14 protein-coding genes are annotated in these 13,275 nt (G+C 60.9%); 13 read left to right on the forward strand and 1 reads right to left on the reverse strand.

Annotated elements, in window-relative coordinates; genetic code table 11:
- Window positions 1–422 precede the first annotated feature (422 nt).
- Genes A477_RS0106225 through A477_RS22075 form a run of 8 tightly spaced genes read left to right on the forward strand, consistent with a single transcriptional unit; the run spans window position 423 to window position 8,276 of the window.
- On the forward strand, window positions 423–2,090 hold the full coding sequence (locus A477_RS0106225; protein WP_017198157.1) for a 4-alpha-glucanotransferase: 1,668 nt from the start codon (window positions 423–425) through the stop codon (window positions 2,088–2,090).
- Window positions 2,087–3,343, forward strand: coding sequence for a hypothetical protein (locus tag A477_RS0106230; RefSeq protein ID WP_017198158.1), 1,257 nt, complete (start codon window positions 2,087–2,089; stop codon window positions 3,341–3,343). Before A477_RS0106225 ends, A477_RS0106230 begins: the two co-directional genes overlap by 4 nt.
- Window positions 3,340–3,870 (forward strand): dCTP deaminase, encoded by a 531-nt coding sequence (locus A477_RS0106235; RefSeq protein ID WP_017198159.1) that lies wholly within the window; start codon window positions 3,340–3,342, stop codon window positions 3,868–3,870. Before A477_RS0106230 ends, A477_RS0106235 begins: the two co-directional genes overlap by 4 nt.
- Complete coding sequence (locus tag A477_RS0106240; protein ID WP_017198160.1) at window positions 3,867–4,430, forward strand: dCTP deaminase; 564 nt, start codon at window positions 3,867–3,869, stop codon at window positions 4,428–4,430. The genes A477_RS0106235 and A477_RS0106240 overlap by 4 nt, the downstream gene beginning before the upstream one ends.
- Entirely contained in the window at window positions 4,411–5,316 is a 906-nt protein-coding gene (locus A477_RS0106245; RefSeq protein WP_083848019.1) for a class I SAM-dependent methyltransferase, read from the forward strand. The genes A477_RS0106240 and A477_RS0106245 overlap by 20 nt, the downstream gene beginning before the upstream one ends.
- A complete protein-coding gene (locus A477_RS22725) occupies window positions 5,313–6,299 on the forward strand; it encodes a hypothetical protein (RefSeq protein WP_083848020.1) in 987 nt (328 codons plus the stop codon). The genes A477_RS0106245 and A477_RS22725 overlap by 4 nt, the downstream gene beginning before the upstream one ends.
- On the forward strand, window positions 6,292–6,780 hold the full coding sequence (locus tag A477_RS22730) for an NUDIX hydrolase (RefSeq protein ID WP_017198163.1): 489 nt from the start codon (window positions 6,292–6,294) through the stop codon (window positions 6,778–6,780). The genes A477_RS22725 and A477_RS22730 overlap by 8 nt, the downstream gene beginning before the upstream one ends.
- On the forward strand, window positions 6,777–8,276 hold the full coding sequence (locus tag A477_RS22075; RefSeq protein WP_017198164.1) for a phosphodiester glycosidase family protein: 1,500 nt from the start codon (window positions 6,777–6,779) through the stop codon (window positions 8,274–8,276). Before A477_RS22730 ends, A477_RS22075 begins: the two co-directional genes overlap by 4 nt.
- A 188-nt stretch (window positions 8,277–8,464) precedes the next feature.
- Here the strand turns inward: A477_RS22075 and A477_RS22915 are convergent, their stop codons facing one another.
- The gene (locus A477_RS22915; RefSeq protein WP_017198165.1) at window positions 8,465–9,481 is read right to left on the reverse strand and encodes a TM2 domain-containing protein; all 1,017 of its coding nucleotides are present in this window, start codon (window positions 9,479–9,481) and stop codon (window positions 8,465–8,467) included.
- A gap of 243 nt (window positions 9,482–9,724) precedes the next feature.
- On the opposite strand from A477_RS22915, the gene A477_RS0106270 reads away from it, so the two are divergent.
- From A477_RS0106270 to A477_RS23470, 5 genes are all read left to right on the forward strand, one after another.
- Window positions 9,725–10,216 (forward strand): hypothetical protein, encoded by a 492-nt coding sequence (locus A477_RS0106270; RefSeq protein WP_017198166.1) that lies wholly within the window; start codon window positions 9,725–9,727, stop codon window positions 10,214–10,216.
- A 135-nt stretch (window positions 10,217–10,351) separates the two neighbouring features.
- Window positions 10,352–10,900 (forward strand): SRPBCC family protein, encoded by a 549-nt coding sequence (locus tag A477_RS0106275; protein ID WP_017198167.1) that lies wholly within the window; start codon window positions 10,352–10,354, stop codon window positions 10,898–10,900.
- A 103-nt stretch (window positions 10,901–11,003) separates the two neighbouring features.
- Window positions 11,004–11,624 (forward strand): hypothetical protein, encoded by a 621-nt coding sequence (locus tag A477_RS0106280; RefSeq protein ID WP_017198168.1) that lies wholly within the window; start codon window positions 11,004–11,006, stop codon window positions 11,622–11,624.
- A gap of 120 nt (window positions 11,625–11,744) precedes the next feature.
- The gene (locus tag A477_RS0106285; protein ID WP_017198169.1) at window positions 11,745–12,479 is read left to right on the forward strand and encodes a YcnI family copper-binding membrane protein; all 735 of its coding nucleotides are present in this window, start codon (window positions 11,745–11,747) and stop codon (window positions 12,477–12,479) included.
- An 80-nt stretch (window positions 12,480–12,559) separates the two neighbouring features.
- Window positions 12,560–13,225, forward strand: coding sequence for a DUF4232 domain-containing protein (locus A477_RS23470; protein WP_017198170.1), 666 nt, complete (start codon window positions 12,560–12,562; stop codon window positions 13,223–13,225).
- The last annotated feature ends 50 nt before the right edge of the window (window positions 13,226–13,275 follow it).

The following is a 13,275-nucleotide window of genomic DNA, read 5'->3' on the forward strand; positions in this document are numbered from 1 at the left end:
TTATGTGCGGGCCAGGTTCAGCGGTAAAGCCGGAATCGCCACCGTCTACCCATGGACAAGCCGCGCGCCGAAGCAGATCTCAGTGGCTCGTGACCGTAGCCCCGCATCCAAGCCTCGCTGCCACTCCCTAAGGGGCGCTTTACTCGCTCCCACCCTGCCCGATGGGTGATCAGCGAGCCGAACTGTACATGACTTTACAGAAATGAAAGTGTCATATCGAAAGTTAGTCAATTCCATTGACTAAACAAATAATGCTCTCCTAGCCTTCGTGAGAAAGGTTTCAGGCTTCCACACCCAATAGGAGCGGACATGGCAGGAGTAGAGCACTACACCGTCGGTGGGCGCCAGATAGGTGCAGCAGACGCCATACCCGTCTATGTGGTTATTCATGCTGGGGCCGCGCAGTGCATGGGGACTCACTGATGATTCCTGAATCCGCGGTCCAGAGCGCATATGAGAACCGCTACGGTGATCAAGTCGAGGTACCCGTTGAGGTGCAGCACACCGTAAGCCAATTGCTCAATGATGCCTGTGATGACATCACGCCCTTTGACTTGGGGCCCAAAGCTGACAACCCGCCATTGGCGCGACGTCGACGATGGGGTGTGCACCTGCAGTTGGCTCCCCTCGTTGACGATTCCACGTGGGGAATCGGCGACTACGGATCTCTCGTTCGTCTGGGACAGGAGGTGGTCACGCATGGCGCCGACTTCGTGGCCATCGGCCCTACCAACTGGGAGTCGATACTTCCTGATGGTGGACTTGATTCTTCTCCCTACTCACCGGTCAGTCGCCTGCTGCATAGCCTGCTGCATGTTGAAGTGACTACCGTGGCCGGATGGTCCTCAATCCCGCCAGCTGACCGCAAGGAACTATGCCGCCGCGGTGCCCAACTAAATGCAGCCTCCGCGGCAAGGCGCGATGACTTGGATGTATTGAAACTCAAAGCCGAGGCATTGCGATCCATCTTTGCGCATAACGAGCCCCAGGTATCCGGGATTGATCCACGCTCATCGGAGGGCTTGCTGGCGTCCGCACTCGTTCAGTACCTACAGGAGAGACGGGTCGCTGCGCACTACTTCGGCACGCTTGACGAAAAGCAACACGTCGAATTCCTGGTTTGGCTACAGCACGTTGTCAAAGGTCAACTCGCTGTTGCTCACGAGGAGCTCCGCGCGGCCGGCATGGATATCGGAATTGTTGCAGATCTTCAAGTTGGCGCCTCTCAAGACGGGATCGACCAAGAAGTCTTCTCTGGGTGCTATTCCCGTACATTGAGCATCGGTACCCCACCGGACGACTACGTTCCAGATGGTCAGAATTGGCGACTCGCCTTCCCCGTGCCGCATCGTGATCAACACCGTCCCTGCGCTCAGAGGTTGGCACTAGCCACCGTCGTCGTACCGGTCGGGGGCGTCCGCATAGACCACGTGTTGGGAATACAACGACTATGGGCGCGCCTCCCGGATGGGGCCGGGACCTACGTCCACTTCGATGTTGAGGCCCAAATGGAATCCATCCGCGAGCTTGTTGACCGGGGAAAGTTGGTGGTCGGGGAGGATCTCGGCAATGTTCCAGACGGTTTGCGCGAAGTGCTTGCTGAGAGTGGCGTGTACGGCACCGATGTAGTTTGGTGGACCCGCGGCACTGATGGATCGCTACGGACGGGTCTCACCACCGAAGGCCGTGAGCAATCGATGTTGCTGATTGCCTTCCACGACACGAGTTCCACGGCCTGTTTCATCACCGGCGAGGATTTACGCCTCCTGGACAGCATGGGTCGGTTGGGAAGGGACCTCACGCAGGCGGAGAAGCAGCGATTCAGCGACCTCGCCGAGTTTGGGGTTGGACCAAACAGTGATGCCGAGGACGCGCTGCTCTCGATCTATACTTTTGCGTTCTCCTCACGACCAGAGCTCGTCAGCATCTACTACCCAGACCTTCTTGGTCTTGAGTGCACTGAGAACGTACCTGGTACCGGTCCCGAGGACCATCCAAACTGGGTGCTTACCTACGGCGATCCAGATCTGAGCATTGAAGAGCAACTAGGCGGAAAGTTGGCCCGTCAGCTGCTCGCCCTCAAACGATGAAGATTCGCGACCGCGGCTTTGTGCCCTTGGTGATCACGCAGGCTGCATCGAACGTCTGCACCAGCACGAACACGTTTATTGCCATCTGGCTCTTAAGCACGCCCTCGCTACCCACTCTCCTCCTCGGAGTGAATCAAGGCGTATTCCTGGCCACACTCATGCTCGGCACCCGTCTCAATCCGTTGGTCGTCAACTGGCTCGGACTGCGGCGCAGCACTCTCTTGCTGCTCCTGCTCGAGGGGCTCGGATTGGCTGGCCTTGGAGTTTGGATCGCCGGGCAGGCAACGCCCGAACCCAACTTTCATGATGCTGTCGGCATTGTGGTGCTCGCTGGGATCACCACGTTTGCGGGCGGCCTGAACGGGCCATCTTGGGTCACAGTTGTGGCCCGGTGGGGAGGCGACCCGGCAGGACGATCACGCCGTCTGATGGCCGACAGCGCGGCTTTTCAGTTCGCGGCGGCCGTCGGCCCTCTGGTCGGCTCGATCTTCGTCAGCAGCGGTTCACTCCTCTGGTTGCTGCCATCGCTGAACATGGCAACGAATGCGGCGGCGGCCGCCGTCGTCGGGTGGGGTACACGACGGTACCCCCTTGGCTCGGCCAAGCTGCCCGAGGAATCAGAGTGCACCGAGGCCAGCCCCATGCGAGCCAACGCAGACGACACGCGGAAACCGAACCAAGGAGGTTTGCTGATAAGCGTTCGGTCGCTGCCGCTGCTCACTTTGCTCGTACTTGCCGCATTTGCCGATCCACTACGAACCGTCTTACCTCTCATAGTGCGGGAGGCGGGGGGCGCGGCGGGGACACTGGCTTCGACGTCGGCTGCGCTGGCGGTGGCCGCCGCTCTGGCAACGGCGCTGGCCTCTGATAGCGCCTGGGCAATCCGGATCAGCGATTGGATGCGGGCTGGCGGAACCTTCTTAGTACTCAGTCTCGGTGCGTTGGCATGGCTGCTCGGGGGCAGCACCGTCGCTTTCGTCGCGGGAGCCCTTCTGCTTGGGCTAGGGTCTGCCACGCTCTACGGTCAGCTTATGGCCGCCGCTTCCGAGGCCGATCAAGCCGAGGGCCGGGAGACGCGCTATGTTGCCGACGCCATCTTGCTCCGAGCCCTGATCTCATCTCTTTTCACATTCATACTTACCAGCGGTTGGGGGGACACGGCACGCGTGGCCACCATCGTGGGAGCCTCAGCGCTGTCTGTTATGGGCGTCTACGCCGTTGGTCGGAGCATTCAACGGAGGCCCACCTCATGATTCTCACCGCCAACGAGATCCGCGCCCAAGTAGAGGGAGGCAATATCACTATCTCCCCTTTCGAATCTACGATGCTCAACCCGAACAGCTACAACTACCATCTGGGCCCGACATTGCGGGTCTACCCGCCGGGTATTCACGACTCCTTGCGTCCGCCGTCGCCCGAGGAAGTCGTCATACCTGCAGAGGGTCTGGTTCTACAGCCGCGGCAGCTTTACATTGGCAACACCGTAGAACGCATCGGGAGTTCTTGTTACGTCCCTTCACTGATCGGTCGATCCAGCCTTGGCCGACTTGGGATGTATCTGCAACTGTCTGCAGACCTGGGCAACCTGGGCGCGTCACACCAGTGGACTCTCGAGATCACCGTCGTTCAACCTCTGCGTGTGTATCCAGGGATGGCGTGTGGGCAGGTCTCGTTCTGGGTTCCCCTCGGAGAAGTGTCCCTGTACGAGGGACTTCTAGGGACGTTGTCCCCGCCCACTGTGCCCTCGGCCACCACGATGAGGAAGGCGTTCGACCGATGATTCTCACAGGACCTGCGATCGAGCAGGAAGTACGCGACGGGACGATTCGAATTGCGCCCTTTGCGGCGAACCAAGTCAATCCCAACAGCTACGACTTGCGATTGGCACCTCAGCTCCTCGTGTATCGCGACCGACTGCTCGATGTGGCGCAGGATAACCCGGTGGACAAGATCACAATCGGCCCTGACGGGGTGGTCCTGCAGCCGGACCGCATCTACTTGGGTGGCAGCGTCGAGCACGTCGGTAGCGACCATTACGTGCCGATAGTACGGGCAAAATCAAGCATCGCTCGCCTTGGCCTGTTCGTCCACGTGACAGCTGATCTGATCGACCTGGGATCGCACGGTCCTACCACCTTCCAGCTGCACTCGGTTCTGCCGCTGCGCGTCTACCCGCACATGCGGATTGCACAAGTCACTTATTGGGTCCCGCGAGGAAGGATCGAACTTTACGACGGCAAATACAGCCTTGCCAAGGCGCCAATGGCCTCACAGGCCTACCGCGATTTCACCACAACAGGAACCGAGGAGAACACCGTTGATGACAAATCAAACCGTTGACAATGAGGAACGTGCCCGTTATTGGATGTCTGTGCTGGGAGATGACTACCTCCGCAGCCATTTCAGCACCGATCAACCACTGGCGATCCAGCAGTTGACGCATAATCGCTACCGAACCAACCCCCGTACCCTGGTGGACCATACCTTGGCCTGTCTTGATCTCGACGGTACTGAGGCGGTCCTCGACGTCGGGTGCGGCAACGGATTTGTCTTGCGGGATGTCGCGTCGCGAATGCGCTATCCCGGGAGCATCACAGCAATAGACCAGTCGGCGGAGATCCTCAACGTCGCGAAGGAGAATGTGAACTTCACTTGGGTTCCGGTGGATTACATCAACGGCGACGCCCGGCAATTGGACACCCTGATCGAGACGCAGTTCGACTGCGTCATGGCCAATTTCCTCTTTCACTACATCGATAACCCGGGTCAGATGGTGAGCCAGTTGCGAAGGGCCACCGCCGAAGACGGGCTGGCCGTAGTGACTGTTGAGGGTCTGGACTCGATGCCCGAAATGTACCAGCTGCATGAAGAGGCGATGCACGCAGTCGGCATTCCCGCAGACGTTATCGAGCGTGCACCGAAAGGCCGACGCGGCACTCTCTCACCGCATAACGGCCGGGCCATACTGGAGCAGGAGTTTCCCCACGTTACTGAGCACCCCTATGAGGACTGGTTACGTTTCGACGAAGCACGGCCCTTCATGGAGTTCTATGCCTCGGGTCACCGGTACGCAGGGTTGGAGAAGGTCGCGGGTGATAACGTCAGCGAGGAGCAGTTCACAGCACTCTTCCTCGACGTGCAACGGCGGGTTGAGGAGATTATCGACCAGCAGGGATTCTTCCGGTTGTCCAAGGTGAACGTCGTATTCGTGGCCCGGGCCTCATGACCGCAAGAGTTGCTCTGGTAGGGCGGCCGGGAGCAGGAAAAACCTCTTTAGCCGCCGCTTTGAAGGCGAGGGATGGTCACTGGTTGCAGCTCACTATGGCGAGACCGCTCTATGCCGCACAGGCTGCGCTTTTCGATCGGATGGGTGTACCTCATCACGAGCTTGGACAGGACGGTGAGTTGCTGTCCTTCCTGGGCGGGCACATCCGACAGCGCGACCCACAGGCGCTGACGCGGCGGGTGATTGAACGAGCGGACTGGTTACAGGCACTCTCGAGCGAGCGATCGATTGTCATAAGCGATGCTCGACCTGTGGACTTGGATGAGTTGCGTTACGCCGGCTTCACCGTAGTGCTGGTGCGGGCACCGGAAGAACTGAGGCTGGCCCGCTTGCAGGCCCGTGATGATCTAACGGAGAATCCGGACTCGGCGGGCGTCGAGCTCAAAGCTCAGGAACCTACCGCCGATATCTATGTGGACACTGCCGGATCGCTCGCAGATCTCGAGGCCAGCGCCGAGGCTCTGCTGAGAGACTTGCCCGCTGCTCCGTATCCGACTCAGGCCGGGGCGGTAGCGCTGAAAGAGCTCGGACGAACTCTCTACAGGGAGGCGAGCGCGGCAATCACGGGTGTTTACCGGCCATCGCGGCATCAACTCGGATGCGCGATGCTCGGCGATGACGGAGAGTTGGCCACCGGCGTTCACGTAGAGGCTGAGGTGGGTCGTGCATCGACTTGTGCCGAGAACGGTGCACTGGCACAAACCATTGCCCGTGGGGCCAAACCCGTCGCCATGATGACGGTACGTCATCCTCGTCCGGAGGAGATCCGCGATGTGGAGATCATGCCGCCCTGCGGCCTGTGTCGCGAGCTGCTTTGTGGTTATGGGCCTGACGCCATGGTCTGGTTGCCCTCTGGACAGGTCCGTCTGAAAGATCTACTTCTGCACAGGTACATCGGAACGAAATGGAGAAATCATGGTTGAGCAGCTAGTACTCACCAACGTCTATGCGCTGGTTCGCGACCGCCACAACCCAAGTCGCATCCTGTTGCAGCAACGGTGGAAGCCCGAATCAGATCCGGTAAACAGCGGACGTTGGGAGTTGCCGGGCGGTAAATGGCGCGCCTTTGAGCCTTTGGCCGCATGCGCCGAGCGTGAGGTGGAGGAAGAAACCGGCCTCAGCGAAGTGGAGGTGCAGGTCAGCCAGACCGACCACGAGCTGCTGGGGGACAGAGTACAGGTCAGCGAAGCGATTCAGCTGGTACAGATGCTCCAGGGGCCGTATCCCTCACTTCTGGCGATTGTGGACGTCCTTGCCTCCGGGTTGCCCCACTCCACTGGAGACGGATCTCGTGAAGTGCAATGGATCGATCAGGAAGTGCTGATGGAGATGATGCAGAATGAGCCACACACGTTTACAGCGCTCAGCTTCGCAGCACTTCGGCACCGGCTCTTGGCGCAATGACGGTTGGCTCTGCCTGGGTGGGGCGTGTTTCTGCAGCAGACGTGGCCGACTTGGCGTATGTGCAGGCTTGGTCACCCAAGCAGCGAGGTGTCACCGCAGAGATTGCCGGGGAGCTTGCGTTCTTCGGTCGACAGGCACCTCAGCGTCGTAGTGTTTTGGGGTGGACCAGCACGCGGGACACTGCCCTGGTTGAAATCGACCATTCGACTTGGATTGCTCCCCAGGTCCGTCTGCGACAACAACTGCTTTCGGCTGCCGCCGGAGGTGATCTCCTGGAGGAAAGCGGGGTACCAACAAGCAACATTCCCAGTATTGCTGCTACGACTTCAGAGCTGGTCGCCCAGCGCCGCTGGGCGCTTGTACCATCGGGGCGCCATGATTTTCGGAGTCCGGACAGGAGGGATCCGGAGGTCTCCTGCGCGGTGCCTGTCAGTAGTCGGCTGGGGCGGATTTCGGAGTTCGGCGCCAGCTACAGCCTGTGCTTCAACAGCGGCTACTACATCTGGCTGGAGGAAGAGTTCGCCGACGGATTTGCCAGTAGCGGCGACCCGATCGGACTAGAGGTGGTTGACGGCGTGATTACGTCGCCGCCCACGGCCTCACGCTCGGCGCTGCTGAGGGTGCTGGATGCCTCCGGCAAGGACAAAATGATCATAAGGCAGGTGGATGTGTGTGACCTCACCATCACCCTCCCCGGGGGACTCGTCATCCATGGCGAAAGGGCTGTCTGCCGGTGTTCTCGTTCAGTTGACTGTTTCGCCGCCGCAGGCGAGGTTCACATACTCACACGGGCCCGGGGTGCAGACGCCGCGGTCCCAGTGCCCCAGGGTTTCATCGGGCTGACGCTGTACGGCCGCCAAGTGGTCCAGATTGGTCGCCAGAGCACATCCTGCCCGGCCAACGGGCTCGTCCTCCTCATTCCAATATCATCTGCCAAGCGTCTGTTGGAGGAGGTTGGAAACAGTGCTTGGGTGATTTATGACCTCGAACTGGCTGGTTCCCGCGCCTTGTCAGGTACTCAAGTGGGGCCTACCGTGCTTCGCAGATCTGAACCCATCGACGTCGCCAATGAGGTTGCCGAAGGGCACGAGGTGTATCGCCCGACAGAGGAGTTCGGCCAAGAGGCTGTACCGCCAGTGTCGCTGACAGTTGAGAAGATCGTGGACGAGCCGCGAGGCAGGGCCGCCGTCGGAATTACTCCTGCAGGAGACGTCTGCGTGCTCGTCGCCGAGGGTTGTGAGCCTCGATCCATCGAGCTGGGTTATGACAGCTTGGGCGTGACCTCGGCGGAAATGACGTCCGCGCTCCTTGAGGCAGGGTGTCGCGACGCTGTGTTGCTCGATAGCGGCGGAGCGGCCAATATTTCACAGTTCGGACGCCTTGCCCTCCCGCCAGCTGACCGTAACGATGTGGTCGGAGTGCCCTTCGAGCGCTACGTCCCCGGGGCATGGCGACTTGCGACGTCGTCCGAATCCGGCTTGTCGCGTGCTTGGTAGTTGGCTGCCTTTGGATGCTGGGGCGTAGCGGCATCTGCCGTCTACCGCATGGTCCGCTGGTGGAACATATCAGAGCGGGCTTAATCTGATTTGTTCCACCAGCGGACCTGTTCCGGTGTATCTCTTACAACGCTACCGAGCGGTCCCTTCCGACTTCCACGGCGGCGTCCGCCCCTCAGGGCACGAGATTAGAACTTGTATTCAAAACCACCCTCGAGGCCGGACTCGAAGACCAGAATCCCGGTGGCCGCCGGCACGTCAAGCACAACCTTTCCAGTGACTTTCTCGCCTGGCCCCATGCCCGCGCTGGGGAACTGCTCAGCGTCAGGAATGCATGAATACGTCGCGATACTGGCGAGGGAGCCGTTGAAGGTGGTGCCGTTGGCTGCAATGTACTTAAAGTCGAAACCGCTCAAGGTGAACTTTGGGTACGCAGACTCTGCCAACTCGGGCGTGGTCTCAACCGTGATATCAACTGCCACCACGTTGCCATTCTCGGAGGGACGGGCATACGGTTCGGTGCACGTGACCGGCGCGATGCTGTTGACGGTGAACTTGGTGTGGACGTCGCCGCTCCTGCCGTCACTAATGGTGCCTATGTCGCCAAAGGCCATCACGAGGTTTCCGCGACTGTTGGTTTCCACATCGTCCGCAGGTGCGGGCGTCGGGGTTGACTTGGTGACAGGCTCAACAGACGGAGCTGTTACCGGGGCGGACAGGGCTGCGGTAGTGGCTATGCCCTGGCTTACGTTGAACGCGATGCTGGCAAGGATCACTACAGCGGAGACGATCAGGGCGACCAACTTGTGGCGGTCGTAGCCCTCAAGCGGGCGACGATACTTATCCGTCTGCTTGTTGGCCAGAACCAGGATGAGGTCCACCAACGCCCAAATTCCGAGGCCGCCAAAGGTAAGAAGCTTGGCAATACCGGTGCCGATCTTGCCAAGGTAGAAGCGGTCAACGCCGAGTACTCCCACCAGCAGCGCCAGAAGCCACGTCACAAGGAAGGACTTGGGCGGCGTGGATGGCGCTTCGAATTGCTGAGGGAATCCCTGCGGCGGCTGGAAAGGCTGGCCGTACGGCTGCTGGAAACCCTCCTGCGGCTGCTGTCCGAACGCCGGCGGCGCCTGGTAACCCTGGGGTGCAGGCGGCTGGTAGCCCTGGGGCACGGGCGGTGGTGTGTAGCCAGGCTGATCTTGACTCATGAGGGTCCTTTCAAACGCCGCGTTTTTAGGCGCGGCTAAACACAAGTGGGTTCGATGCGAGTGGATTGCCTTTGTGCTCTGGCAATGAGTGCGTGCTAAAACAGCGGCGCTAGCCTGTCTAATGCCCCCAAAGTTGCTTCCCCAAAGCACCGGCATATGCACGGTAATTCGGATTTTACAGGGTGGGGGAAGATTAGTTTGAACACGACCGGGCTCATGAAACCCGGCTGACAAGGGGGACTTATGCGTTGCCGCATCACAAGGATTGCCATCGCTGCCGTTTCAGTCGGACTGACCGTGGGCTGCTCCGCCCCCAACCCGCTTGAAGTGGACCCGGCGAGAACGTCAGTCGAATACACGTTTCGAGACAGTTCCGTCCCGCCCGAATACCACCGCAGCTACGTGATCAAGGCCTCCAGCACAGAGGCCACCATCACCGTGGATTCTTACGGCGATGTCCTTCGTCAGGAAACTTCCGCAGTACCGGCGGAGACGTGGACCAAGGTAACGGATCTGGTTCGCAGCCTGCCGGAACGGACCAAAAACATCAAAACCCAGAAACCTGGCTGCGCAGGTGGAACTGCCTCGAAAATTGTGGTGCGGGAAGGCGATGTGGATCGCTACTCCCAGCACATCGAAGACTGCGGTGGTGGCCCTGTTGCACCCCTAACGGATACAGCCGCCCCGTTGGAAGCACTCTTCGACATGAAAGACCTCCTGAAAACCAATGGCTGAAGTTTTGAGGAACCGGATCTCAGCGCCTTGGAAGATCCAAACCCGCGAGACCTAACCCTTAGGCGAAGGCAGGCGTAGATTGAGGCCGGATGCCGAAAGACACCCTCGGAACCCAGACGGGCCGCGGAGGCAGCAATGGCCAAGCGCACACAGAAAAGCACCGACTACGCGTTCGTCACAGTGTGGCAGGTGGCGGGTACACGCGAGGAAGTAGTGGACGTCCTGGGTGACGCCGCGGCTCTCAAAAAGTGGTGGCCCTCCGTCTACCTCACGGTCACGCCCGTAGCCCAAGGCGAACCGGATGGAGTGGGTGCATGCTTTGACCTTCATACCAAGGGCTGGCTCCCCTACACCCTGCGTTGGCGACTCACTATCACCGAACCGGTGACACTCGAAGGCTTCGCGCTCACAGCCGAAGGTGACCTCAACGGCACGGGCCGATGGACATTCGAGACCGACGGTCCGGAGGTGGTCGTCACCTACGACTGGCGGGTCAGTGCCGCCAAGCCATTGCTTCGCCGTCTGAGTTGGCTCTTCAAACCGGCTTTCTCTGCCAATCATCACTGGGCCATGGCCCGCGGTGAGGAAAGCCTGAAACTTGAGCTTCGCCGTCGACGGTCCCGATCGGCAGCGAATGTTCCGGAGCCGCCGAAACCGACTTTCGTCCGTTCTCCGAGGGGTTAAGCCGAGCTATCCACAGAGGCACCCATCCGAGTCCTGCCCGGCGCCGAACTCCCGATAGAATCAAGACGCCGACAATCAAGCAGCAACAGATGAGGGAGGGCCCGTGCGCACATCGCAGTCCCGGGCGCCCTTTCATGCGTTGCGGTCGGGAGCCATCTCGATTGTGGTGGTTCTCCTCGCTGCAGGGGCCCACGTCATGGGTGGCGGAGAACTTCCCACAGCGCCGGTCCTGCTTGCGCTCGTCGCCCTGACGGCTCTGGCTGCCACACTCGCCACCCGGTCCAGGCTGAACTTGTTCACCCTGGCGGGACTCTTGGGCGCAGGGCAGTTTGCACTTCACGAAGCTTTCACAGCCTTGAGCCCGATAACGGCCAGCGCGCCGGGAACGAATCACCACCTCGGCGGCGAAGCCTTGAGCCCCGGGCTGGATATCGCGGCGACGCACACCCATGAGCTCGGCACATCCTTTGGCACCATGATGTTTGTGGGCCACGTCCTGGCCACCATTGCTTCTGCCGTCGTCCTGGCAAAGGGCGAAGCTGCACTGTGGCAGCTCGCCGCCTGGCTGCGGCCGCTGCTCGCCCTGCCCACGTTGGTGTTCAGGCCCGACGCCGGTGCCTCGACTGCCGCTGTAGGCGCACCCGACATCTTCATCCCCCGCCCGTGGCGGAACCTGAGGCAAGACAGCCGCCGCGGCCCGCCCGCCGACGTCGTACTTACCTAGTTCCACCCGGCACCTGCGCGCCACAATCTGCGCGCCGCAACAGCAAACCCTTTGCAAGGTGACGGGTCCCAAACCCGTACCCCGCGCCGCATAATCCGGCGCCCCCGAAAGGCACTTCCCATGAAATCCTCGATTCGCCGCACCCTGTCCGCTACCGCCGTCGCTGGTGGAACCGCCGTCCTGATGATGGCCGGCATGGCCGGAGCATCCGCGCACGTTTCTGCAGATCCAAACAAAACCGCGGCCAATTCTTACGCGCTGGTGACCTTCGGAATCCCCCACGGTTGCGACACCTTCGGCACCACTAAAGTTGCCATTTCGCTCCCCGAGGAACTGAACGACGCCCAGCCGACGGTCAACCCCAATTGGACCGTGGAGAAGGTCACGGAGACCCTCGCGGAGCCCAAGAAGCTGGATGACGGCACCTCCATCACCAAGCGCACAAGCCAGATTGTGTACACGGCCAAAGCGCCTCTGGATCCGCACCTGCGTGACGCCCTGGTTTTGTCGGTCAAGCTGCCCGACGCGGCAGGCAAGACCATCTACTTCCCCACGCTGCAGACTTGCGAACAGGGTCAGACCGACTGGTCCGAAATCGCCAAGGAAGGCCAGGACCCGCATGATCTGAAGGCTCCCGCACCGTCGGTCACCATTACCCCTGCCGATGCAGCAGGCGACCACCACGCTGCAACGACGGAATCCACCGAGCCGGCCTCCGCGGTAACTGACGACGGTTCGCAGGCCCGCAGCTGGGCCGGCCTGATCGCCGGCATTGCGGGCTTGGGCTTGGGCGGTGCTGCCTTCTTCCGTAGCCGCGCTGCCAAGCCGGCAGTGGCCAAAGCCGACACGAAGTAGTTGACGTCGGGTTGGTGCCCGGAAGATCACAATCCGGGCGCCAATCCGCACTTCCAGCCGTGGCTGAATTGACTCGATCCATGGCCGGAACCAAGCTGGTGCCCATGTGGACTCAGCGCATCAAAACCGGTCTTGTGACGACGACGGCAGCCGCTGCGCTGTTGCTTCTTGCTGCTTGCGGGCCAAGCCCCAGCCCGTCGGGGACCAGCAGTGCCCCGCCACCTTCCTCGACGCCGTCGGCCTCGGCGCCGGCGACGTCAAGCCCTCCTTCTGCCACGGCCACGGCCACGCCATCACCCTCAGCTACATCCGCGGCACCCGCAGCACCCGCGCTGTGCAAGGCGGCGTCCCTCAGCGCCGCAACAGACGCGACAGGCGGCGGTGCGGCCGGCAGCATCTACGAGAAGCTGATACTGACAAACACCGGCACGGCTCCCTGCATCCTGGAAGGCTTCGCCGGCGTCTCCCTGACTGCCGACGCAAACGGTGAACCGATCGGCGAGCCCGCAACCCGCGAAACCACAACTCCGGTGACCCGGATTGAACTGGCTCCGGGAAAGTCGGCGTGGGCCGAAATCCGCTACACCCAAGCCGGCAACTACGGCGACTGCACCAAGGTGCCCGCCGCCGGTGTCCGGATCTACCCGCCGAACGACACCGCGTCACTTTTCGTCCCTGAGCCCCACGATGCGTGCAGCAACGCCGGGATAAAGCTCCTGACCATCACGGCATTCCAGGCAGTCTGACCGTCTTCCCACGGCTCCGGCTTATTCTGTCGGAGCCGTGGGGCATGATG

The organism is Arthrobacter sp. M2012083, from assembly GCF_000281065.1.
Classification (GTDB): domain Bacteria; phylum Actinomycetota; class Actinomycetes; order Actinomycetales; family Micrococcaceae; genus Arthrobacter.

What these genes read in the sequence shown, in the direction of transcription:
- A477_RS0106225 (WP_017198157.1), top strand. Translation starts at nt 423, where the DNA reads ATGATTCCTGAATCCGCGGTCCAGAGCGCATATGAGAACCGCTACGGT.
- A477_RS0106230 (WP_017198158.1), top strand. Translation starts at nt 2,087, where the DNA reads ATGAAGATTCGCGACCGCGGCTTTGTGCCCTTGGTGATCACGCAGGCT.
- A477_RS0106235 (WP_017198159.1), top strand. Translation starts at nt 3,340, where the DNA reads ATGATTCTCACCGCCAACGAGATCCGCGCCCAAGTAGAGGGAGGCAAT.
- A477_RS0106240 (WP_017198160.1), top strand. Translation starts at nt 3,867, where the DNA reads ATGATTCTCACAGGACCTGCGATCGAGCAGGAAGTACGCGACGGGACG.
- A477_RS0106245 (WP_083848019.1), top strand. Translation starts at nt 4,411, where the DNA reads ATGACAAATCAAACCGTTGACAATGAGGAACGTGCCCGTTATTGGATG.
- A477_RS22725 (WP_083848020.1), top strand. Translation starts at nt 5,313, where the DNA reads ATGACCGCAAGAGTTGCTCTGGTAGGGCGGCCGGGAGCAGGAAAAACC.
- A477_RS22730 (WP_017198163.1), top strand. Translation starts at nt 6,292, where the DNA reads ATGGTTGAGCAGCTAGTACTCACCAACGTCTATGCGCTGGTTCGCGAC.
- A477_RS22075 (WP_017198164.1), top strand. Translation starts at nt 6,777, where the DNA reads ATGACGGTTGGCTCTGCCTGGGTGGGGCGTGTTTCTGCAGCAGACGTG.
- A477_RS22915 (WP_017198165.1), bottom strand. Translation starts at nt 9,481, where the DNA reads ATGAGTCAAGATCAGCCTGGCTACACACCACCGCCCGTGCCCCAGGGC.
- A477_RS0106270 (WP_017198166.1), top strand. Translation starts at nt 9,725, where the DNA reads ATGCGTTGCCGCATCACAAGGATTGCCATCGCTGCCGTTTCAGTCGGA.
- A477_RS0106275 (WP_017198167.1), top strand. Translation starts at nt 10,352, where the DNA reads ATGGCCAAGCGCACACAGAAAAGCACCGACTACGCGTTCGTCACAGTG.
- A477_RS0106285 (WP_017198169.1), top strand. Translation starts at nt 11,745, where the DNA reads ATGAAATCCTCGATTCGCCGCACCCTGTCCGCTACCGCCGTCGCTGGT.
- A477_RS23470 (WP_017198170.1), top strand. Translation starts at nt 12,560, where the DNA reads ATGGCCGGAACCAAGCTGGTGCCCATGTGGACTCAGCGCATCAAAACC.